Origin of the sequence: Herbaspirillum sp. C7C8, assembly GCF_022627875.1 — a bacterium.
Lineage (GTDB): Bacteria > Pseudomonadota > Gammaproteobacteria > Burkholderiales > Burkholderiaceae_D > Herbaspirillum.
This window is the reverse complement of sequence record NZ_JABXGG010000002.1, coordinates 238,298-261,549: the sequence shown is the minus strand read 5'-3', so window position 1 is coordinate 261,549 and position 23,252 is coordinate 238,298. Positions and strand designations below refer to the sequence as shown.

The window sequence follows — 23,252 nt, the reverse complement described above, 5'->3', positions numbered from 1 at the left end:
AGGGCTTGCACCGGGGCTCCTCCTGCATCACCAGTAATCCTCGGTCACGAACTGCCCGCCACCGGTACGCCGCAGCGGCGTCATGCCGCGTTCCCGCAGCAACTCGCGCACCTCGGTGACCATGTCCGGATTGCCGCAGGCCATCACGCGGCTGTGCTCGGGGCTCAGGGCCAGGCCGCTGGCCTGTTCCAGCCGGCCGTCCCGGAGCAGAGTCGTGATGCGCCCGCCCAGCCAGCCTGGGGCGACCGGCAGGTCGGCCTCGCGCGTGACGCAGCACAGCCGATGCAGGCGCGCCGGCCAGTCCTGCTCGCGGGCTTGCTGCTGCAAGCGGGCGAAGGTTTCGGCATAGGCCAGTTCCTCGCGCTGGCGTACACCGTGGACCACGATCAAATCCTCGAATCGCTGCCATACCTCGGGCTGCTGCAGGATCGAGACATATGGCCCCAGGCCGGTACCGGTGGCCAGCATCCACAACTGGCGGCCATCGACGAAACGATCGGCAGTCATGAAACCGTAACTGAGCTTTTCGACCCAGACGGCATCGCCCGGCTGAAGCTGGTTCAGGCGTGAAGTGAATTTTCCTTCCGGGACGATGATGGCGTAGTACTCCAGGTAATCATCCCCTTCGGCCGAGGTGATCGAATAGGCACGCGAGACCACCTCGCCATCGATCTCCAGGCCCAGGCGCGCAAACTGCCCGGCCGTGAAACCGTAGCCGGCCGGGCGCGTGGTGCGAAAGCTCAACAGCTTGTCGGTCCAGCGATGCACCCACAACAGGCGCTCGCAAGTCGCCTTTTCCGAATACGCATCAAAGCTCACACTACTGGTACTGCTCACAGGATTCTCCTTCGATGAACTGCCAGATTGCCCGTACGACAACCACTGCCGGGGCATTACAATAGCGGGATGAACAGGCGGGCAGGCCCTCCGGGGCTTGCACCGGCAATACCGCAAGCGGCGTGCATGGCACCGGGTCACAGGATGACATGCAGGGCGAGCCGAAAATGAAGCTTGCGCCGCCTGCACGGCCAGGAACTATCCGCACCGCGCACAGGTCAGGTCTGGGTGGCATGCCGCCAGCCCTCATCCTACCCGACTTGCCTTGCGGCGCGTCAGGCCGCCTCAACCGACAACCGATGATGCAGTGAATCAATGACTTGGACCCGCAGTCTGGCCATCGCCTTCCTCTGGTGCGCCGCCGATACCGCCCACGCCGCCTACAAGGTACAGATCGACGCCCCACGGCCGGTGCAGTCGCTGCTCAAGGATTTCCTGGACCTCTCGCGCTACCAGGACCGCGACGACATCAGCGATGAGCAGCTCAAGTTCATGATGGATACCGCCGCCGACCAGGTGCGTGAGCTGACCTCCACCGAGGGTTACTTCACGCCCGTCACCAAGGTCAGCCAGCAGGACGACGCCGGCGCGGAGGGCAAGAAGGCGGTACGCCGCATCACCATCAGCGTAGACCCCGGTCCGCGCACCGCCATCAGTGCGACCGACATCGGCGTCACCGGCGTGGCCGCGCGCGAGGACCAGGCCACCGTGGCACGTATCCGCGCAGACTGGGCGCTGCCGGTCGGCCAGCCCTTCCGCCAGGAAGACTGGGACCGCGCCAAGAACGCCGGCCTGGAAAAACTGCAGCAGAAGAAGTACGCCGCTGCCCGCATCGCCAGCTCCGAGGCGCGTATCGATCCCGACGAGCACCAGGCCGAGCTGGCCGTGCGCTATGACAGCGGTCCGGCCTTCACGCTGGGGCCTGTGCAGATCACCGGCACCCGGCGCTACCCGGAAAGCATCATCCGCCACGTCAATCCGCTCATCGTGGGCGAATCCTATGACGTCAACCGCCTGCTGGCCCTGCAACGGCAGATCCAGAACACGCCGTATTTTTCCAATGCCATCGTGGCCATCGATGACGATCCCGCGCATCCCGACCAGACCCCGGTGAAGGTACAGGTCACCGAGTTCCCGACCCAGCGCATCCGCGCCGGCGTGGGCTACAGCACCGATACCGGCGCCCAGGTCGAGGGCCGCTACTCGCACTACAACGTGTTCAACAAGGCCTACGTCTTCGACAGTCAGTTGCGGCTGGAGCAGAAGCGCCAGTACGGCGTGCTGTCGCTGGCCATGCCGCCGGACGACAAGGCCTTCGTCAACAGCCTCAATACCTCCTACGACCGGACCAAGCTGGAAGGCATCGATCTGCGCAGCCAGCAGGTCGGGTTCAAGCGCGCACGCAACAGCGAGAACTACGACACCACCTACTCGCTGACCTATTACCGCGACGAGCTCAGCCAGGAAGACGGCAGCACCCTGCCCGCAAACACCATCGTCACGCCCGGCAAGCACCGCGCGCTGGTGCCGGGCTTTGCCTGGTCGCGCCGCAACGTGGATGACCCGATCTTCCCACGCAAGGGCAACCTGCTGACCCTGGAAGCCGGTTTCGCCCTCAAGGGCTTGCTGACCGACCAAAGTTTCTCGCGCCTGTATGGCCGCTTCAAGCAGTTCGTGCCGGTCGGCAAGCGCGACATCGTGGTGCTGCGCGCAGAACTGGGCGGGGTCTTCACGGCGGGCAGTGCCGGAGCGGTGCCGCCCTCGCTGCTGTTTCGCACCGGCGGCAACGATTCGGTGCGCGGCTACAGCTACCAGAGCATCGGCAACGAGCAGAACGGTACCGTCTATCCGACCAAGTACCTGGCCGTGGGCAGCTCGGAGTACCAGCGCTGGTTCAGCGAGAACTGGGGGGCGGCGGTCTTCTATGACGTGGGCGCAGCCGCCGACAACTGGAACAACAAGACCTTCTATCACGGGGTCGGTACCGGTGCGCGCTGGCGCAGTCCGGTCGGCACGCTCAACCTGGACCTGGCCTATGGTATCCAGAAGCACCAGATCCGGCCGCACGTTTCGCTGGGCATCGCGTTCTAGCGCCGGACCGGCAGCGCGCCCACCTCCCGATGAACTGAATTCGAATCACCACCCAGCATGAGCGAACCGCAACACGATCCGCAACAAGCCCCCGCCACACCGCCGCCGCGTCGTCGCGCCCGCAGCGGCCGTCGCATCGCCGCGTGGAGCGGCGGCAGCGTGGCCGCGCTGGTACTGGCCATTGCCGCTGCCGCCCTGTTGGCCACCCATACCGAAAGCGGTGCGCGGCTGCTCTGGGACACCGCCGTCAAGGCCCTGGACGGCAAGCTTTCCGGCCAGCTGCTGGGCGGCACGGTCGCCGACGGCCTGCGGCTGCGCGACCTGCATTACCAGGATGAGAAGCGCATCCTCGACATCGACAGCGTCGACGCGCGCTGGCACCTGGCGCTGTTGCGCCGCAAGTTCAACCTCGATTACCTGCGCGTGGGCAACGTGCAGTTGAACCAGCAACCCTCGCCCTCCGAACCGAGCACCCTGCCGGCCTCGCTGGAGATCCCGCTGGCGCTGGAGATCCACGAGATCAGCGTGGCCAGCCTCAAACTGATCCAGGGGACTTCCACCACCGAACTCGCCAAGCTCAAGCTGCATGGCAACTCCGACGGCGTGCAACATACGCTGGTGCTGGACAGCCTCAGCACCGCCTTCGGCGACGCCACTGCCTTGCTGCACCTGAACGGCAAGCCGCCGTTTGCCATCGGTGGCGGGCTGGAACTGGCCGGGGCCTACCAGTACGGCGAGAACAAGGAGCAATACCAGCTCAACGCGCAATTGTCGGGCTCGCTGCAGGAACTGGGCATCGCGCTCACGGCGGGCGGCGACAAGCTCAAGGGTAATGCCGACATCGTCGCCACGCCCTTTGCCAGTGTCCCGCTCAAGCGTGCCAGGGTGGACCTGCAGCACCTCAATCCGCAAGCCTTCAACGCCGCAGCGCCCGCCGCCGACCTGAACCTGCGCGCCGACCTGGCACCACCTGCCGGGTTGGCCGCCGACGCTCCCTTGCAGGTGGCGGGCCGTGTGGAGATCGACAATGCCCGCCCCGGCAGCCTGGACCAGCAACGCTTGCCGTTGCTCTCGGCCAGCGCCGACCTGAAGCTGGACCTGCAGCAACAAACCCTGTCGCGGCTGGAGATCCGCCTGCCGCAGCACGCACGCATCGAAGGCAGCGGGCAGTTTCGTCCCGGCAGCAGCGAGCCCGGCAAGGCTGAGCCCATGGCGGGACAGTTCAAGCTGCGCGTGAGCGACCTGGACCTGAACCAGCTGCATCACCAGGTGCGACCAACCCGGCTTTCCGGGCCGGTGGATGTCACGCTTGCGCCCGACGCCCAGCAACTCCTGCTGACCCTGCAGGACAGCACCCTGAAGCTGCATGTGGACAGCCTCATCGGCAAGGATCAAGTACAACTGCGCGACGCCTCGCTGAGCGCCGGCAAATCGCGCCTGGAGACCTCCGGTACCCTGCAGACCGCCAATGCAATGGATTACGCCTTCAAAGGCCGGCTGGTGGACTTCGATCCGAGCGCCGTGCTGCAGGCGGTGAGGCCGCCCCCGACCACCTCCGGCAAGGGCCGCAAGCGCGTTGCCGCGACCACCTCCAAGCCCATCCCGGCGCGCATCAACATGGACTTCGACGCCGCCGGTGCGCTCTCTCCGGAACTGAAGCTCAAGCTGGGTTTCCGCATCCACGACAGTACTTACGATGCCCTGCCCATGCGCGGCCAGGGCGACATCAACCTGGCCGGCATGCGCCTGATGCCCAGCCACGCCAATGTGCAGATCGCCGGCAATACGCTGGACCTGGACGGCAGCTTCGGTGCCGCCCGCGACAAGCTCAGGCTCAAGGTCGATGCGCCGCAGCTCGCGCGGCTGGGCTATGGACTGGCCGGCCTGTTGCGGGTGGATGGCATCCTCACCGGCACGCGCGAGCGCCCCAACCTGCTGGCCAGCCTGCAGGCCGAGCAGCTGGCCTTCGGTGCGCACAAGCTGCATCACCTGACGGGCCAGAGCGAATTGCACAGCAACCTGGCTGCCGGTGTGGCCTCGCCCGACAACCGCCTGTCCCTGAGCATCGAAGGCGACGGCTACAGCGGTCCGCACGCCGAACTGGCACGCCTGGCCCTGAAACTGGATGGCACCTATGCCAGCCACACCCTGTCCATGCAGGCCAGGGGCAAGCTGGCCGACCAGCCGCTGGACCTGAACCTGGCCGCGCACGGCAAGCTCACCGAAAAGACCCGTGGCAACTATGGCTGGGCCGGCAGCCTGGACCAGTTCAGCAACCAGGGCCTGCCGCGCATCGCCCTGACCAGCCCGCTCACACTGGATGCGTCGGCCGACGACATCGAGACCGGCAGCACCCGCATCGAGATCGACCACAGCGCGCTGGAACTGAAGCGCCTGTCCTACCACCAGGGCCGACTGGCTTCGGCGGGACAGGTGCGCGCGCTGGATGTGGGCCGGGTACTTGAACTGGTGCAGCAGTTCACCGGGACGCCGCCGCCCGTCAAGACCGACCTGGTGCTGGACAGCGACTGGGACTTCAGCCTGGCCGAGACTGCCAGCGGCTACCTGCAGATCGCGCGCAAGTCGGGCGATCTGCGGGTCACCACCAGCGTGGGCGAAGCGGCGCTGGGCCTGTCCGAACTGCAGCTGCGCGGCCAGTTCCAGGGCGAACGCATGAATGTCACCGGGCGCGTCAACGCCGCGCGCATCGGTACGCTGGAGCTGGGTGGTGAGGTCGGCCTGCGTCGTGTAGATGCACTGCTAGCCCTCGCGCCCGAATCGCCGCTGAACCTCAAGGCCAGCCTCGATGTACCGGAACTCAAGCGCGTGGGCGACCTGATCGGCCCGCAAGTGAGCCTCAACGGCAAGCTGGCCGCCACCCTCAACGCCGGCGGCACGCTCGCCCAGCCGCGCCTGTCGGGCGCCATCAATGGCGACAACCTGGCCGTGACCGAATTCGACCAGGGTATCCAGTTGAAGGATGGCATCGTGCGTATCGTCATGGACAGCAACGTGATCGAGCTGCGCCAGATCGAGTTCCACGGCGGACGCGGCACCCTGCGCGCCGGTGGCAAGATCCAGCTGGGTGCGGATAATCCCGACCTCAACGCCACCCTCACCGCCGACCATCTGGAACTGTTCGCCAGCCCCGACCGCCAGCTGATGCTCTCCGGCGAAGGAAAGATCAGCAACGTCAACGAACAGTTGCGGGTCGATGGCAAGTTCACCGTCGACCGTGCCCTCTTCGACCTGCCCAAGAGCAGCGCGCCCAAGCTGGGCGATGACGTGGTCATCGTCAGCCGCAGCGGCAAGAACCGCGTCGGTGCAGCCGCCTCGTCACAACAGAAACTGGAAGCGGCCACCGAGAAACCGGCCAGCAAGTTCGCCCCCGTCATCAACCTGGCGCTCGATCTGGGCAACGACTTCCGCTTCCGTGGCAGCGGCGCCGACCTGCGTTTGCGGGGTGATATGAATGTTCGTAGCGAACCGCTCTCCCCGCTGCGCGCCACGGGCACCATCAACGTGGCCGAGGGCAGCTATGAAGCTTTTGGCACCAAACTCAATATCGAGCGCGGCATCATCAACTTCCAGGGGCCGATCGCCAATCCCAACATCAACATCCTGGCCATGCGCCGCAACCAGGATGTCGAAGCCGGGGTCTCGGTGACCGGCAACGTCAACCAGCCACGCGTGCAACTGGTGTCCGAACCCAATGTGCCGGATGACGAAAAACTGTCCTGGATGATGTTCGGTCACGGCACCGACAGTTCCAGCATCGGCCAGCGCACCGCCAGCAGCCAGGCCCTGGCGCTGGTGGGCAACATGGGCGGCAAGCGCATCGCCAAGGATATCGGGCTGGACCAGTTCAGCATCGGTTCCAGCGAATCGGGGCTGACCGATGACCAGGTGGTCAACCTGGGCAAGGCCATCACCCAGAAGATCACGCTGGGCTACGAGCAGAGCCTGCAGGGCGCGGCCAGCGTAGCCAAGGCTACCTGGCAGATCTCGCGACGCTGGTCGGTGGTGGCGCGGGCCGGCACCATCAATGGCCTGAACATCCTGTTCAGCCGCCGCTACGACTGAGGGGTACAGGCAACGGCGGCTCGCCCTTGCATCAGGGGAATCTGTTAATCTCGATACAAGTTCAGGACATCCCTGATAGACGCGCCCAACAGCCTGCACAACAATGCAGACAGGCAACAAGGCGCCGGGGGGTAAAGCCGTTTCCGGGGGAAAGCGACAACATGCCAGAACACAGAATCCAGCGCGCATCCAGAACAGCCAAGCTGTTCGTGGTCGTGGTCTGTCTCGTCATCCTGCTGCTGGAGGCGTGGTCGGCCTGGCGTGCCTATGAGGTGGCCACCGACGAGGCCATCCGCAATGCCTCCAACATGGCACTGGCCATGACCCAGCATGCCGACCAGTCCTTCAAGGAAATCGACGTGGTCCTGCAAGGCATCCAGGAGCATATGGAATATGACGGTCCCGGCGTGGCCGGGCGCCAGCGTACCCATGATTTCATGGTGGCCTCGGTGGCGGCCGTACCGCAGTTGGCCAGTCTGATGGTGTATGACGAAACGGGCCTGGCCATCGGTACCTCGCAGGCCACCCTGGAACACCGCTACATCCAGGACGATTACTTCCTGCATCACCAGCGCCTGCGCACCGACCAGGCCTACATCGGCAAGCCCATGCGCAGCCGCACCAACGGCCAGTGGATCGTGACCATGAGCCGGCGCGTGAACCACACCGACGGCAGCTTTGCCGGGGTGGTGGTGGCCGATGTCGACCTCAGCCACTTCCAGCGCTACTACGAACAGTTCGCCATCGGCCGCGACGGCGCCATCCTGTTCGGCCTCAACGAAGGCACCGTGATCTATCGTCAGCCGCTGCTGAGCTATTCCATTGGCCTGGACATCTCCAAGTCCGTGCTGGTGACCCGATACCTCAGCCGGGCCGAAGAAGGAAGCTTCGAGATGCGCTCCCCGCGCGACGATATCGTGCGCCTGACCAGTTTCCAGCATTGCAGCCTGTATCCCCTGTTCGTCGCCGTGGCGCTGGCCAAGGACGACGTCCTGGAAGACTGGACACGGCGCGTGTGGATCCGCGGCATCGCGGTGCTGCTTCTGCTCATCGTCATCGGCTATGGCGGCAACCGCCTGGTGGCGCAGGTGGCCGGACGCGAAAATGCCGAGCTCGAAGCCATCACCGCCCGGACCGAACTGGAAAGGCTCTATCGCACCCTGGAAGCGCAGTCGCAGAAGGACGGCCTGACCGACGTCTTCAACCGCCGCTACTTCGATGCGGCGCTCACCGCTGAACTGGCGCGACTGAACCGTTCCGGCGAGTCGCTCTCGCTGATCATGGTGGATGTGGACCACTTCAAGCGCTACAACGATACCTATGGTCATGCTGCCGGCGACATCTGTCTCAAGCAGGTGGCGGCTGCCCTCAACAGCGTGGCACGTCGCCAGGGCGACATCGTGGCACGCTATGGCGGCGAGGAATTTGCGCTGATCCTGCCCAACTGCAACGCTGCCAGCGCCCATGCCATTTCCAACCGGCTGGTACAGGCCGTGCGCGCCCTCGATATCCCGCATGAAGGCAGCTCGGTAGGACACGTCACCATCAGCGTAGGAGTCGCCAGCCTGGCCAGCGGCAAGGGTGCACAGGTCGATGCCCGCGAACTGATCGACACCGCCGACGCCGCCCTCTACCGCGCCAAGGAACAGGGTCGCGACCGTGCGATCCAGCACGACTATCCGCGCCTGGCGATGATCCCCGAACACCCGGGGCGGAGGTGAAGATGCGCTGCCTGATCCGCTACCAGCTGCGTGACGAAGCGGCCCCGGCCCATCACGAATTCAGCAGCGAGGCGCCCGATGTCGAGCAGGTCATCCAGCACCTCACCGAATTCCTGCATCCGGAAGTGGTCTTCGAATTCCTGCCGATGCGGCCCGGCGGCAAGGACAGCATCACGCAACTGCGCGAGCGCATGGCGCACGCGCGCGATTATCTGGAACAGTATTGCGGCCTGCAGAGCCTGTCCTACATGCTCCTGCCGGAAGGGGCCAGCTCAGCCCAGGGGAAATGGACCAATGTGCTGCTGGGCAGCCAGAAGGAGACGGCTTACCCGCAGCACGACGACGACCGGCAAGGCAGCCCCTGAACAGGCCCTAGGGCGGTGGCCCCAGCAGCAGGCGCCGGTCTGCCACGCAGCGCACGATCTGGGCATCATGCGTCACCAGCAGCACGGCGCTACCCGCCTCCCTGGCCTGCTCCACCAGCAGTGCGATGACCTCCTGCTGGGTCAGCGGGTCCAGGCGCGAAGTCGGTTCATCCGCAAAGATCAGGGCCGGACGCATCAGTAGCACGCGCGCCAGCGCAATGCGCTGCAACTCCCCGCCCGAGACCTGGCGCGGCAGGCGCTCCAGCAGACTGGGACAGAGCCGCATGCGCGCCAGCAGATCCTCCAGAGGCTGCCAGTCCAGTCCATGCAGGCGCACCAGATCGCGCAACGACTGACGCAGCGTGACGGTGGGCGCAAAGGCCGCCGCCGGGTCCTGATAGATCTTCTGGAAGGCGGTGCGCGCCAGACCGGCCGCCCGCGTGACCTGTCCGGCATCGGGCCGCAGCAGGCCCAGCACGATATTGCCGAAAGTGGTCTTGCCGACGCCGCTGGGGCCGCTGACGGCGACGATTTCCCCGGCATGCAGACGTGCACTGATGCCGCTGAACAAAGGCTGCTCACCGAAGGACTTGGCCACCTCGCTGAGCTCGACGAGCACGGAGGAGGCCGGAGCCGATGCCGTGGACACGGTCGCTGCCGGTTGCGCCCAGCACGCCGGATCAGCCGCCAGCAGTCGACGCGTGTAGGCGTGCCCGGGCTGCGCCAGCAGTGCTTCAGCCTGGCCGCGCTCGACCATGCGCCCCTCCAGCATCACCGCCAGTTCGCCGCCCAGCGCGCGCGCCAGCCACACATCATGGGTGATGCACAGCAGACTCATGCCCTGCTGCTGCGCCCTCTGCAACAGCGTCAGCACCTCGCCGCGCCGGTCCGCATCCAGCCCCTTGGTCGGCTCATCGATGATCAACAGCGGCGCGCCCGCGGCGTGGGTGGCCAGGAATGCCACGCGCTGGGCCATCCCGCCCGAGATCATGAACGGGTAATGATCGGCCGCCGCCTCCAGCCCCAGGCTGGCCAGGGCCTGCCCGGCCAGCGTACGGGCCTGGCGGCGCGCGCCGCGCAGGCTCTCGTGGCGGCTGTCGGCGGCGGGATGGCTGACCAGCTCATAGGTCTCGGCCACCTGATGCGCCACCGTCATGGTCGGGTCCAGCGCCAGCCAGGGCTCCTGCGGCAGCAGCGCCACGCGCCGCCCCCAGCCGCGCCGGCGTGACGCGGCATCGGCGGCCTCGGTGGTCGCTCCATCGATCTCGATCCGGCCGCTGGCATGCAGGCTGGCCGGCAGATTGCCCATGATGGCCTGGGCCAGCAGCGACTTGCCCGAACCGCTCTCGCCCAGCAGCGTCATCACCCCACCGCGCGCAATGGAGAAATCGATGCCCTGTACCAGCGCGCTCTGGCCGTGCCAGACCGACAGGTCCTGCACCCGCAATGCCGCATTCGAGGAAAGAATGTTCATTCCTGCTCCTTCTGTCCTGACGACAACAGCAAACCCAGCAAGGTGAGGAACAGCACCAGCACCGGCCCGCCCAACAGCCAGGGTGCTTCGCGGTAATACGGCAGCAGTTCGATCATCATCACGCCCAGTTCCGCCGTGGGCGGCTGCAGCCCGACGCCGACGAAACCCAAGGCCGACATCGCCAGCACCGCACCCGCCAGGCCGAAGCGCATCAGCGTCAACAACCGTGGCAGCAGCGCCGGCAGCAGATGGCGGCGCATGATGTAGACGGCCCCGAATCCCAGCAGGCGCGAGGCTTCCACCTGCGGACTGGCCAGCAGGATGCGGCTGGCGGCGCGCACCACGCGGAAATATTCCACCCACAAGGCCAGCGAGATGCCCACATACAAAGGCCAGAAGCCGCCCGGAGCAAAGGCCGCCAGCAGCAACACCAGCAACAGGCCCGGCAGGGCCAGCACGGCATCGGCCAGGGCGGAGAGCACACGCTCGGTCCAGCCGCCGCACCAGGCCGCCAGCAAGCCGATGAGTACCCCGGGGAGCGCCGCCGAGAGCACGCTCAGCAGCGCCAGCGCCAGGGACAGCCGCGCGCCATGCGCCAGTCTTGCCAGCATGTCGCGACCGAGCTGGTCGTAGCCCAGTGGATGGGCCAGGCTGGGCGCTTCAAGAAAGCGCGCCAATTGCTGGCGCGCCGGATCGGCATCGATGAGCAGCGGCCCCAGCCAGGCGAACAGGAAAATCAACAACAGCAGCAACAGGCCCGCGATCTGCGCGGGTCGCCAGCGCCGTGTGCCCGGCTGCAACGGCCATTCGGAGGTAGACGGATTCATGGTCGGCGGCGCGGATCGATGAAGGCGCAGGCGGCATCGACCAGCGCATTGAAGAGAACGAACAACAGGCCCAGCACCAGCGCCGTGCCCTGGATCATCGGCACGTCCCGTCCGAAGATGGCATGCACCAAGGCGTGACCGATGCCGGGCCAGGCGAAGATGGTCTCCACCAGCACCACCCCTTCGACCAGCATCACCAGTTGCACTCCCAGATAGGCCGTGACCGGTGCGGCCACATTGCGCACGCCATGGCGCAGCAAGGCTTGCCCGGGCGTGAGTCCCTTGGTCAGCGCGAAGGCGAAGTAATCGGAGGCGCGCACCTGCACCATGGCATCGCGCGCCACCCGGCAGGACACTGCCGCCAGCCCCAGTGCCAGCGTCAGCGCCGGCAACACAATGCCACCGTGGTCGGTATGCCCAGCTGCCGGCAAGGCGCCCAGCTGCACCGAGAACAGCAGGACCAGCACCAGGCCCAACAGGAAGGAAGGCAAGGCCCGCAACAACACCGACACTGCCAGCGTGGCGCGATCGATCCAGCCACCCGGATGCAGTCCGGCCAGCACACCGAGGGGCGGGCCGATCAGCAGCGACAGCACCATCGCCAGGAAGGACAGGCGCAGCGTGGGGCCCAGCTGATGCGCGATTTCCACCAGCACCGGCAGCGCCGTCACCTGGGACACCCCCAGGTCCAGGTGCAGCAGACGACTCCACCATTGGCTCAAGGCCATGAACCAGGGTTGGTCCAGGCCCAGTTCGGCGCGCACGGCCAGGGCGGCCTCGGTGGTCACCATGTCGTAGCCGTAACGACCGGCGGCGATGCGATAGGCCATGTCGCCCGGCAGCAGGCGTGTCATGAAGAAACAGAGCGTGCCCACCAGCAAGGCCACCAGGGCGGCTTGCAGCAGGCGCTGGCTCAAGGCGCCGGCCAGTTGCCGGCGCGTGGCCGGTGGCAGCAGCAGAAGGCGGGTCAGGTCCATTGCAGGGAAGCGATGCGATAACTGCGTTCGAAGGGATCGATGCTGGCGCCGCGCAGGCGACGACTGACGGCACAGGTCTGGCGATACCACAGCACCGGGATCACCGGCAACTGCGCCTGCAAGACGGCCACGATGCGCTCGCGCTCGGCTCGCCCGGTGTTGGCGTCGCCGCTCGGGAGCGCCGCCAGCCGGGCCAGCAGGGCCGGGACTTCTCCGTCATGCCAGCCCATGGCGCCCCAGTCGCCCCCTTGCGGGCCGAAGTCCTGCAAGAGGCTGGCCACCGGGTCGGGCAGGTTGCCGTAGTTGCGCGCGGCCAGCGCCATCTGCAACTGGCCGCTGCGATGACCGGCCGGGATGTCGCTGGAATTGCCGATCTGTACGCGCACGGCGATGCCGATCTGGCGCATTTCTTCCTGCAGGGCGGTGGCGATGAGCGGCAGCTCGGGACGATCGACGAAGGTGATCAGGCTCAGTTGCAGCTTCTGGCCATCCTTCCAGCGGGCGCCATCGGTACCGAGGCGCCAGCCGGCTTCTTCCAGCAGGCGGCGCGCCTGCCGGAGATCGGTATGCAGCGGCGGCAGGCGGGCATCATGCCAGCGTGCCAGCGACGGCGGCAGCAGTTGCGTCGCACCGAGGTCGGCATCGCGCAGCAAGGCACGGGCGATGCCCTCGCGCTCGATGCCCAGGGAGATGGCGTGGCGCACCCGCACATCGGCCAGAAAAGGATGGCCGGCGTTGAGCTTGAGGATGGTGGTACGCGGCAGCATGGCCGACAGCAGCACGGCATGCGGACTATTCTGCAGCGCGCGGATGCTGGGCGGATCGAGCGAAAAGGCCAGATCGGCCTGGCCGCTCTGGACCAGCAGCGTACGCGTTTCCGCGCGTGAAACGCTAATGTAGCGCGCACGCCGTACCGCCCTGCCCGCCCCGCCCTCCACCCGCTCGACATCAAACTGCTGCGGCAGGCTGATCGACTTGATGCGGAAAGGGCCGCTGCCGAGGATGGCCACTACCTTGCCCCGTGCATCGAAACTGGCCGGCGCCAGGATCTGCGTGGAGTAATGCGTGAGCAGATAAGGCAGCGGGCCGAAGGGCTGGAGCAGAGACACCACCAGATCACTTTGCTGCACAGTCATGGCCGTGATGCCTGCCAGTTGCAGTACACCTGGCAGGACAGCGGCGCGCTGCAGACAGGCCAGGATGCTGGCGGGCGTGACTTCGCTCCCATCGTGGTAGCGCCGTCCGCGGGCCAGCGCAAAGCGCCATTGCAGGCCATCGGCGCTGACCTGCCAGGCCGTCGCCAGCCCCGCCTGCAACTGCCCGGCATCGTCCACCTCCAGCAGGGTCTGCACGACTTCCATGCGGGCGAACATGTACCCGGCGCGGGAGGGATCGAGCCCGGTCAGTTCCCACGGCCCGACCACGGTCAGGACATCGCTGTCGCTCCCGGTGATGGCATGGGCGCTGGCCGCCTCATCGCCATGCGCCCATGCCTGCGGCCACGGGCTGGCGACCAGCAGTGCCAGCAAGGCGCGCCGACGTGACATCTGAGAATAACGCTTCAAGCAAGGCCTCTTCAGAACTTCACGTTCAGCGCCAGCGTGGCGGTACGTTCCTCGCCCGGCATGATCCACACAGTGCTGTAGGAGCTGCTGTAGTAACGCTTGTTGAAGAGATTGTTCAGGTCCAGCGAGAGCTTCATCTTGGGGGTGAACTGCCAGTAGGCCAGAGCACGCGCCGTCACGTAAGCGGGCAGCTTGAAACTGCCGGCCTGGTCACCGGTACGGTTGCCCACATAGTTCAGGCCACCACCGATACCGTAGGGCCTGCCACTTGCAGACGCATCTTCAAACACTGCCAGTACACTTCCCGATACACGCGGCACGTTGATCAGCCGCGAACCGACCGTCAGGGTGTTGTCCTTGCTGACGTAGGCGTCGGTATAGGCCAGGTTGCCGGTCAGCCGCCAGTGGTGGCCCAGACGCGCATTGGCGTCCAGTTCCACGCCCTTGCTGCGCACTTCACCGGCCGCAATCGAGAAGGATGGATTGGCCGGATCGGTGGTCAGCACGTTTTGCTTGCTGATGTCGAACACGGCCAGGGTGGCGCCGCTGCGCTGGTCTTCGCTCTGGAACTTCAGGCCGACTTCGGCCGCACGCGAGGTTTCGGGGCTGAAGGCATTGCCGCTGGCATCGCTGCCGCTGTTGGGGCGGAAGGACTTGCTGGCGCTGACGTAGGCTGACCACGCGGGCGTGACGAGGTAGGTCAGGCCCAGGCGTGGCGAATAGGCGCTCTTGTCCTGGCGGGTGGTGGTGCCGGTGCGCCAGTTGTTCAGAGTGGAACGGAAGCCATCGGCACGTATGCCGGCCAGGAGCTTCCAGCGCTCGCTCAGGCTGATCTGGTCCTGCAGATAGAGCGCGGTACTGATCTGGCGTTCGCTGGTATTGGTGTTGGGGGTGGGGGTGGGCTGCGCCTGGCCGTAGACCGGGTCGTAGATGTTGACGGCATAGGGGGCCGCAGCGCTCGGGTTCACGCGCAACATGCGCTGATCCAGCGTGAGCCAGTCCACTTCGGTCCCCACCAGGACCTCATGCTGTATGCCACCGGTGTGCAGCTTGCCGCCCAGTTCCGCCTGCAGCGCGGTATCGTGCCAGCTGTAGTCGCGGTAGCGGCGCTGGCGGCGCAGGGTGGTATTGTCGGCCTGCAGGGCCGAGGCTTCGGTGGAATAGCCATCCAGCGTGCCATCCTTGTGGAACACACCGGTGCGCAGGTGCCAGTTGTCGTCGAGACGATGTTCCAGGGTCAGCAGGTGATTGGTGTTCTGCATCGTCATGTCGCCATCACCAGGCTCGCCCAGGAAGCGCGAGACCGGCAGCACGCCCGGATTGCCGTTGACGGCGACGATGCCGCGATCCAGCGGCGCCTTCTGGCGCAGGTACTCGCCTTCATAGTTCAGCACGGTACGCTCACTGAGCACCCAGGTGAACGCCGGTGCCAGGAACTGGCGGTCGCTGCTGACGTTGTCGCGGAAGCTGTTTTTGTGCTCGACGGCTGCATTGAGCCGGTAGGCCACTTCGCTGTTGAGCGCCCCGGTGGAGTCCACCGCGCTGCGATAGCCGCCCCGGCTGTCCACCGACAGATCAAGGGAATGGGCCGCCTTGAACTGCGGCTTCTTGGTGACCACGTTGACGGTGCCGCCCGGTTCGCTGTTGCCATAGAGCGCCGCCGCCGGACCCTTGAGGAAATCGATGCTCTCCACGTTGGCGGTATCGCGCGGCGGCGCGTAGCCACGATTGGAGGCGAAACCATTCCAGAGGATGTTCATGCCGCCATTCTCGCTGCCGGAAAACCCGCGGATCGAATAGTTGTCCCACAGCCCGCCAAAGTTGTTCTGCTTGGCCACGCCACTCACGTAGAGCAATACGTCATCCAGGCGCGTGGCCCCGAGGTCGTCCATCAGCTGGCGCGAGACTACCTGCACCGACTGCGGCAGTTCCTGCAGGGGCGTTTCGGTACGGGTGGCGCTGGATGTGGTGCTCTGGCGATACTGCTGGCGCTGACTGGTACCGGTGACGACCACCTGGCCCAGGCCGCTGTCGGTGCCGGTGTTGGTGAGGGCCTCGGCGCTCCAGGCCGGTTGCTGGCCGTAGCCGATGGCGAGCGCGCCCAGCACGGCCGCCCGCAGTGCGGTCATTTTCATCTTTTCCCTTGTGATGTCGTTGTGCTGCGGCTGGGTGCGTGGACTGCCTGGCCGCGATGGAGAGACCGTCTTGCGCGGTCAGGGCGGGATTCTAATGCAACTTTGTTGCAATTATCAAGAGAAATGAATCGCATTTAGAACGCGAGTCCTGCACATGTGGGCAGGATGCACACTCTGCGCGCAGTGCGTGCGCAGTGTAGCGACGCAAACGAGCCTGCGGGTGCGGCATATTGCCGCACCCGCAGGAAGTCTTTACAAGCGAAGCAGGAACGTGCCCCCGTTAAAGCCAGCCCGCCTTGCGCAGCCGCCGCCACAACAGCGTGCAGGCGGTGACGATGCCGCCCAGTACCAGCGGGAAGCTCCATTGCCAGGACAGTCCCGGCATGTGCGCGAAGTTCATGCCGTAGAGGCTGAAGATCATGGTCGGGATGGCCAGGATGGCACCCCAGCCGGCCAGGGTCTGGACGATCTCGTTCTGATGAATGGTGACCTGGGCCAGGTTGATCTGCACGGCCGACTCCACCATTTCGCGCAGGCGGTCGCCGGTATCGATGAAGCGCACCACGTGGTCGTAGATGTCGCGGAAATAAGCCTTGCCTTCCTTGGTGATGAGCCCTTCATGGAAGCGCAGCAATTGCGTACAGACGTCCAGCAGCGGCGTGGCGGCCGAGCGCAGGCGGATCAGCTGGCGCTTCAACTGGTACAGCTCCTGCAGGTAGGCCTTGCCGCTCAAGGCACCCGGATTGAAGAGCTGTTCCTCATACTGGCTGAACTTGGTTTCAAGGTCGTCCATGATGGGACGATAGTTGTCGACCACGAAGTCCATGATCGAATAGAGCACGAAGCTGGGGCCGCGCATGAGCCGCTCGGGCAGCATCTCGCAGTGCTCGCGCACCTTGGCATAGCTGCGCGAGGCGCCATGCCGCACCGTGACCACGAAGCGCGGACCGGTCAAAATGTGAGTCTCGCCGAAGAGCACTTCGCCGCCGGCCAGTTGGGCCGTGTGCAGCACCACGAAGAGGGTGTCGCCGTATTCCTCGATCTTGGGCCGCTGGTGGGCCGCGTAGGCGTCTTCCACGGCCAGCTCGTGCAGGCAGAATTCTTCCTTGATCTTGTTCATCAGTTCGACATTGGGCTCCAACAGGCCCAGCCAGACGAATGTGCCCTCCTCTTCCAGCACGTCGCTGATGTCGTCGAGGCTGATGTCGCGCAGCTTTTTGCCCTTCTTGTAGACCGTGCAATTGACGATCATGGCGGGATCGATCATGTCTCTTTCCTGTTCTTGTCAGATCAGCCGGTGCGCCAGCGCAGGCGCTGCTTGAAGACCTGGGCCATGATCACGCCGGCCAGCGTGATGAGCCCACCAATGGCGTGGTAGGCGTGCAATTGCTCGCCCAGCGCCAGCACTGCAATGATGACAGTGAAGACCGGCATCAGGTTCACGAAAATGGCACAGCGGCTGGCCCCCAGATACGCCACGCCGCGCATCCACAGGAACTGCGAGAGGATGGAAGCGGCAATCCCCGCATACAGCAGGATGGGCAGGTTATCGCGCGTGATCGGCGAATGATGGCCCAGCACGTAACCGGGAAAGAGCAGCACCACCGCCGTCAGCACCTGCATGTAGAGCAGTTGCCAGGTACGCAGCGGCAGCGCCCAGCGACGCAGCATGACGCCATAGAGTCCATAGGCGATGGTGGCCAGCAGCATGAGCAGGTCACCCGTGACCACGCCCTGGTCGAACAGCGCCAGCGGATGGCCGCGCCCGATCAGCACCGCCAGGCCGAAAAGCGAGAGGATGCCACCGGCCAGGGTGCCGATCGTCGGCGGCTCAGAGAGCAGCTTGATGCTCAGTACCAGCGTGAGCAGCGGCATGAGCGAGGCGATGATGCCCATGCTGGTGGCAGAGGCCGTGGCCGCGGCGAAATACGCCAGACTCTGGAACAACACCATGCCCAGCAGGGCCAGCACCAGGATCTTGCCCAGGTGAGGACGGATCTGCGCACGCGCCGCCCAGGTCGGGCGCGCCAGGAAGGGCGACATCAGCAGCGCCGCCAGCACCCAGCGGTAGAAGGAGATATCCTCCGGCGCAATCACCCCTGCCGACATCTTGCTGATGACGGTATTGCCGGCCCAGATCAGGACCGCGCCCAGCGGAAACCACAGGGACTTGTACGTCATGGGCTGCATGCTTCTCCTCGTTGTGCCGTGGCCGGACGTGGGTGCGTCAGGCCGGCTTGTTGTCCTGCTGGCCCGCCATCTCGGCACCGGCATTCGGCGGCAGCTGGCGCAGCATCAGCAGCGCCAGCGAGGCCACCGCGCCCACCACCAGGAAGGCCGGCCAGAAGTCCTGTGCCACCAGCGTGGCATGGCCCTGGATTTCATTGGACATCTGCAGTGCAAACCCGGCCAGCACCACGCCCATGCCGATGGACAATTGCTGCGCTACGCTGGCCATGCTGGTGGCCTGGCTCAGGCGCACCTTGTCGACATCGGCGTAGGAAATCGCATTGAGACTGGTGAACTGCAACGACCGGAAGCAACCACCGATGAGCAGGATGATCACCATCAGCAGGTAAGGCGTCTGCGGCGTGAAGGTGGCCATGGCCCACAGCCCCAGCACGCCCAGCGCGCCATTGACCAGCAATACGCGGCGAAACCCGTAGCGACGCAGGAAGCGCGCGGCGATGGTCTTCATGAACATCGCACCGGCGGCCGATGCACAGGTCAGCAGGCCCGAATGGAAAGGCGTATAGCCAAAGCCCAGTTGCAGCATCAGCGGCAGCAGGAAGGGAATGGCACCGATGCCCACGCGATAGAGTGAACCGCCGAACACACCGGCACGCAAGGTCGGAATCTTCAGCAATGCCAGATCGATCAGCGGTGCCGTGGTGCGGCGTGCATGCCACACATAGGCACACAGAAACAGAGCCCCCGCCACCACACAGGCCAGCGAGATATCCCCCGCGACCAGATGGCGGCCCGAGGTGGCCAGGCCCATCATCAGCAGCGAGCAGCCCAGCGCCGAGAGGATGAAACCCAGGATGTCCAGGCGGGCTACCTGCTCGGCCTTGAGGTCGGGAATGAAGCGCGTGGCCAGATAGAGTCCGAGAATGCTGATGGGAATGTTGATGAAGAAGATCCAGCGCCAGTGGAAGTACGTGGTGATGAAACCACCCAGCGGCGGCCCCAGCACCGGGCCGAACAAGGCCGGGATGGTGAGATAGGACAAGGCCTTGACCAGGTTGACCTTCTCCACGCTGCGCAGGATCACCAGGCGTCCGACCGGCACCATCATGGCCCCGCCGATGCCCTGCAGGAAGCGGGCGGCGACGAAGTGCGGCAGGGTCGAGGAGACCCCGCACAGGACGGAGCCCAGCATGAAGACGCAGATGGCCGCGCGGAAGATGGTGAGCGAACCGAAGCGGTCGGCCATCCACCCGGAAATCGGAATGAAGACCGCCAGCGAGACCAGATAGGAGGTCAGCGCCAGCTTGAGTGAAATCGGATCGACGTGCATGTCCAGCGCCAGCGCCGGCAGCGAGGTCGAGATGACGGTGGAATCCATCTGTTCCATGAACAGCGCACAGGCGACGATCAAGGGAATGATGAAGGTGCGGGGAATGGCCATGAGCAAGAAAGAATGAAGGGGCAGCCGGGCCGCATGCAGCCACAATGACCGGGCTTGCAAGCCGCCCGGCAAGCCTTGCAGTATACCTTTTACGCTATCATGCTGCCGGCGGCCGCCCTGGCCCCTCCCCTCGCTGTCATCGCTGCCCACGCCTCATGAACGAATGTTTCGCCCTCCTCGACGACCACCAGGCCAGCCCGGCCGAACCGCGCTCGCGCCTCTACACCGGGCATGTGCGCACGCTGGCCTGCACCGATGCCGCGCACTTCCCGGCGATGCTGGACGAGATGCAGGCAGCGCTGGCCGAGGGACAGCACGCCGTGGCCTTGTGGCGCTATGAACTGGGCGCGGCGCTGCAGCGCCTGCCGCATCACCCGCTGTCCGGCCCCCTGGCGCGCGTGCTCTTGTTTGCCCACTGCGCGCCTCTGTCTGCTGCCGAAGTGGATGCGTGGCTGTCCACCCAAGTACGCTCCGACAGCGCCGGCATCACCCGTCTGCGCAGCAGCGTCGATGAGACCGCTTTCACTGCGGCCATCGATCGTATCCGCGATTACATCGCAGCCGGTGATACCTACCAAGTCAACTACACCTATCGCCTGCACTTCGACGTGCTGGGCGACCCCATCACCCTGTACCGCCGCCTGCGTGCACGCCAGCCGGTGCCGTATGGTGCGCTGCTGCGCGATGAGAGCGGTGGCATGGTGCTCTCGTGTTCGCCGGAACTGTTCGTCGCCCATCAGCAGGGAACGCTGAAAGCCAAGCCCATGAAGGGTACCGCGCGGGCCGTACCGGTCGGAGAGGAAGGTGCGGACACGCTCAATGCGCAACGCGCCCTGGCCCTGTCCCACGATGAAAAGAACCGCGCAGAAAACCTGATGATCGTCGACCTGCTGCGCAACGACCTGGGCCGCGTGGCAGTCCCGGGCTCGGTGCAGGTACCGCATCTGTTCGACGTGCGTCGCTACGGCCAGGTGCTGCAGATGACCTCCACCATCCGCGCCCGCCTGCGCGCGGACGTCACCCTGGCCGATGCGATTGCTGCGCTCTACCCTTGCGGCTCGATCACCGGTGCGCCCAAGCGCCGCACCATGGAGATCATCGACGAGCTGGAAACCGAAGCGCGCGGACTCTATACCGGGGCCATCGGCTGGTTCGAGGCGCCGCGCGCGGGCGGGCATGCCATTGGGGATTTCTGCCTCTCGGTGCCGATCCGCACGCTGGAGCTGCAAGCCCCGCAGCAGGGCATGCGCAGCGGCGTGATGGGTGTGGGTGCAGGCATCGTCCACGACAGCGAGGCTGCCTCCGAATTTGCGGAATGCCAGCTGAAATCAGGTTTCCTCACGGAATTGACACAAAGCTTCACGCTCTTCGAAACCATCCATGCCACCCGCAGCGGTTGCCGCCATCTGGCGCTGCATCTGGAGCGTCTGAAGCAATCTGCTTCACTACTGGGCTATCCCTTCGATGCGACGGCCATCCGAGCACAACTCGATGCGCGCTGTGCTGAACTTTCCGACCAGACGGCCTATCGCCTGCGGCTGGCGCTGGATATCCACGGTGGCATCGCGATCCAGCATGCGGTGCTGACCCCGTTGAGTACGCCGGTCAAGGTCTTCCTGGCGGACACGGCCACCGACAGCCATGACCCCTTCCTGCGCCACAAGAGCAGCCAGCGCGCCCGCTACGACGCCGCCTGGCAAGAAGCCGAACGGCGCGGCGGCTTCGACCTGCTGTTCTTCAATGAACGCGATGAACTGACCGAGGGCGGCCGCAGCAATGTCTTCGTCAAGATCGGCGGCCGCTGGTGCACGCCGCCGCTGGCTTGCGGGGTCTTGCCGGGCGTCATGCGGCAGGTGCTGCTGGCCGATCCGCAATGGGATGCCGTGCAAGTCGTCATCACCCGCGCCGACCTGATGGCAGCGCAGGAGATCGTGGTCTGCAATGCCTTGCGCGGGGCGCTGCCGGCGGTACTGGTCACCGCCTGAGCACGCTCCATACGCAACTCGGATCAACGCAGCGCTGCGTTGTCCTTCAGGCCCCTGGCCTTGTCAGCCGTCTGCTGCTGCAGCGGGCCGAGGTCATCCAGGCTATGCCCGTCCCAGCCCCCGCCCAGCGCCTTGGCCAGCAGTACGCTGGCGGCCATGCGGCGGTTGAGGATACTGAGCGAAGTCAGCTCGGCCGACAGCGCAGTGGCCTGGGCCGTGATGACGTTGACGTAGCTCACCGTCCCCGCCTTGTACTGGTTGGTCACCAGCGTAACGGCCTGGCGCGCAGCCTGCAGGGCCTCGCCCTGCACGGCCGCTTCCTGCTCCAGGATGCGCAGCGCGGCGAGGTTGTCTTCCACTTCCTGGAACGCCGTCAGCACCGTCTGCTTGTAGGTGGCCACCGTCCCGTCATAGGTGGCGATGGCCTGATCGGTGGCCGCTGCGCGCGCACCACCATCGAAAATGGTCTGCGCCAGTTGCGGGCCCAGCGACCACACACGTCCCGGCAGCGTGAACCAGTCGGCGAAGGTGGAGCTCTGATAACCGCCCGAGGCCGACAGCGTCAGGCTGGGGAAGTAGGCGGCCTTGGCCACGCCGATCTTGGCATTGGCCGAGGCCACGCGGCGCTCGGCAGCGGCCACATCGGGACGACGCTCCAGCAGCATCGACGGCACCCCCTGCGGCACCGGCGGCGCCACCGCCGTGAGCGGCGCGCGCGGCAGCGAGAACTGGGCCGGCGTCTTGCCCACCAGCAGCGCGATGGCGTGCTCCACCTGCGCCCGTGTGACGCCATTGTCCAGCGCCGACGCCTGGGCCGATTTCAGTTGCGTCTGCGCCTGGATCACGTCGGACTTGGCCGCCAGCCCGGCGGCATACTGGTTCTGCGTGACTTGCAGCGAGCGCTGGTAAGCCTGGACCGTGTCTTCCAGCAATTGCTGCTGGGCATCCAGCACGCGCAGTTGCAGATAGTTCTGCGCCAGCTGGGCCTGCGCCGACAGGCGCGCTGCGGCGAGATCGGCTGCACTGGCCTGGGCGCTGGCCTGGCTGGATTCGACGTCGCGCCGCACCTTGCCCCAGATGTCCGCTTCCCACGAGGCCGTCAGCGAGAAGGTATAGGCGTTGCGCACGCTGCCCGATGAACTGGACGAGGTGGACGTGCCGGAGGATGTGGCTGAGGACGAACCGGCAGAGCCGGAGCGCCCGCGCGAGGCACCGGCCGAGGCCGACAGCGTGGGCGCATAGGCCGAGCGCGAACTTTGCACCAGCGCCACGGCGCTGCGGAAATTGGCTTCGGCCAGGGCCAGGTTCTGGTTGGAGATGTCGACCTGATCGGCCAGCGCATTCAATTGCGGATCGCCAAACATTTCCCACCACTTGCCATCGGCCATCAGGTCACGCGGCTGGGCCGGCTTCCAGTGCTGGCCTTCCTTGAAGACGGCCGGGCCGGTGTCCATCTGCGGACGGACATAGTCAGGCCCCACCGAGCAGGCTGCCAGCGCGAAGCTGGCTGCCAGCACCGCCAGCAGCGGCTTGAGTTTGAACAGGTCTTGTTGCGTCATGC

The 23,252-nt window shown here is 65.7% G+C and carries 15 protein-coding genes; 5 read left to right on the top strand and 10 right to left on the bottom strand.

The window, feature by feature from the left end; translation table 11 throughout:
- Positions 1-27: 27 nt before the first annotated feature.
- Entirely contained in the window at positions 28-837 is an 810-nt protein-coding gene (locus tag HWE01_RS03395; RefSeq protein ID WP_241821096.1) for a ferredoxin--NADP reductase, read from the bottom strand.
- A 315-nt stretch (positions 838-1,152) separates the two neighbouring features.
- Here HWE01_RS03395 and HWE01_RS03390 point away from each other — a divergent pair, with 315 nt between their 5' ends.
- The 4 genes from HWE01_RS03390 (at position 1,153) to HWE01_RS03375 (ending at position 9,097) form a co-directional block, all read left to right on the top strand.
- Positions 1,153-2,928 carry an autotransporter assembly complex protein TamA gene (locus HWE01_RS03390; protein ID WP_175343012.1) on the top strand — a complete coding sequence of 592 codons (1,776 nt, stop codon included), beginning with the start codon at positions 1,153-1,155 and terminating at the stop codon, positions 2,926-2,928.
- A 57-nt stretch (positions 2,929-2,985) separates the two neighbouring features.
- Positions 2,986-7,011: a translocation/assembly module TamB domain-containing protein gene (locus HWE01_RS03385; protein WP_241821095.1), complete on the top strand. Its 4,026-nt coding sequence runs from the start codon at positions 2,986-2,988 to the stop codon at positions 7,009-7,011.
- Positions 7,012-7,172: 161 nt separating this feature from the next.
- Complete coding sequence (locus tag HWE01_RS03380; protein ID WP_241821094.1) at positions 7,173-8,732, top strand: sensor domain-containing diguanylate cyclase; 1,560 nt, start codon at positions 7,173-7,175, stop codon at positions 8,730-8,732.
- Positions 8,733-8,734: 2 nt separating this feature from the next.
- On the top strand, positions 8,735-9,097 hold the full coding sequence (locus tag HWE01_RS03375; protein WP_241821093.1) for a hypothetical protein: 363 nt from the start codon (positions 8,735-8,737) through the stop codon (positions 9,095-9,097).
- 7 nt (positions 9,098-9,104) lie between these two features.
- On the opposite strand, the gene HWE01_RS03370 is transcribed toward HWE01_RS03375, so the two are convergent.
- The 8 genes from HWE01_RS03370 to HWE01_RS03335 all read right to left on the bottom strand — a co-directional run bounded on the left by HWE01_RS03370 (position 9,105) and on the right by HWE01_RS03335 (position 19,706).
- Complete coding sequence (locus tag HWE01_RS03370) at positions 9,105-10,571, bottom strand: ABC transporter ATP-binding protein (RefSeq protein WP_241821092.1); 1,467 nt, start codon at positions 10,569-10,571, stop codon at positions 9,105-9,107.
- Positions 10,568-11,398: an ABC transporter permease gene (locus HWE01_RS03365; protein WP_008327284.1), complete on the bottom strand. Its 831-nt coding sequence runs from the start codon at positions 11,396-11,398 to the stop codon at positions 10,568-10,570. The genes HWE01_RS03370 and HWE01_RS03365 overlap by 4 nt, the downstream gene beginning before the upstream one ends.
- Positions 11,395-12,375 (bottom strand): ABC transporter permease, encoded by a 981-nt coding sequence (locus HWE01_RS03360; RefSeq protein WP_008327283.1) that lies wholly within the window; start codon positions 12,373-12,375, stop codon positions 11,395-11,397. Before HWE01_RS03360 ends, HWE01_RS03365 begins: the two co-directional genes overlap by 4 nt.
- Positions 12,366-13,922 carry an ABC transporter substrate-binding protein gene (locus HWE01_RS03355; RefSeq protein WP_241821172.1) on the bottom strand — a complete coding sequence of 519 codons (1,557 nt, stop codon included), beginning with the start codon at positions 13,920-13,922 and terminating at the stop codon, positions 12,366-12,368. The genes HWE01_RS03360 and HWE01_RS03355 overlap by 10 nt, the downstream gene beginning before the upstream one ends.
- Before the next feature lie 29 nt (positions 13,923-13,951).
- Positions 13,952-16,075 (bottom strand): TonB-dependent siderophore receptor, encoded by a 2,124-nt coding sequence (locus HWE01_RS03350; protein ID WP_241821091.1) that lies wholly within the window; start codon positions 16,073-16,075, stop codon positions 13,952-13,954.
- A gap of 280 nt (positions 16,076-16,355) precedes the next feature.
- Positions 16,356-17,342, bottom strand: a complete 987-nt coding sequence (locus HWE01_RS03345) for a magnesium and cobalt transport protein CorA (protein ID WP_008327273.1) — start codon at positions 17,340-17,342, stop codon at positions 16,356-16,358.
- Positions 17,343-17,365: 23 nt separating this feature from the next.
- Positions 17,366-18,256 carry a DMT family transporter gene (locus HWE01_RS03340; protein ID WP_034350523.1) on the bottom strand — a complete coding sequence of 297 codons (891 nt, stop codon included), beginning with the start codon at positions 18,254-18,256 and terminating at the stop codon, positions 17,366-17,368.
- 46 nt (positions 18,257-18,302) lie between these two features.
- Positions 18,303-19,706 carry a DHA2 family efflux MFS transporter permease subunit gene (locus HWE01_RS03335; protein WP_034350089.1) on the bottom strand — a complete coding sequence of 468 codons (1,404 nt, stop codon included), beginning with the start codon at positions 19,704-19,706 and terminating at the stop codon, positions 18,303-18,305.
- Positions 19,707-19,861: 155 nt separating this feature from the next.
- Between HWE01_RS03335 and HWE01_RS03330 the strand changes: the two genes are divergently transcribed.
- Positions 19,862-21,691, top strand: a complete 1,830-nt coding sequence (locus HWE01_RS03330; RefSeq protein ID WP_241821090.1) for a chorismate-binding protein — start codon at positions 19,862-19,864, stop codon at positions 21,689-21,691.
- A gap of 23 nt (positions 21,692-21,714) precedes the next feature.
- Here the strand turns inward: HWE01_RS03330 and HWE01_RS03325 are convergent, their stop codons facing one another.
- Entirely contained in the window at positions 21,715-23,250 is a 1,536-nt protein-coding gene (locus HWE01_RS03325; RefSeq protein ID WP_241821089.1) for an efflux transporter outer membrane subunit, read from the bottom strand.
- Positions 23,251-23,252: the final 2 nt, after the last annotated feature.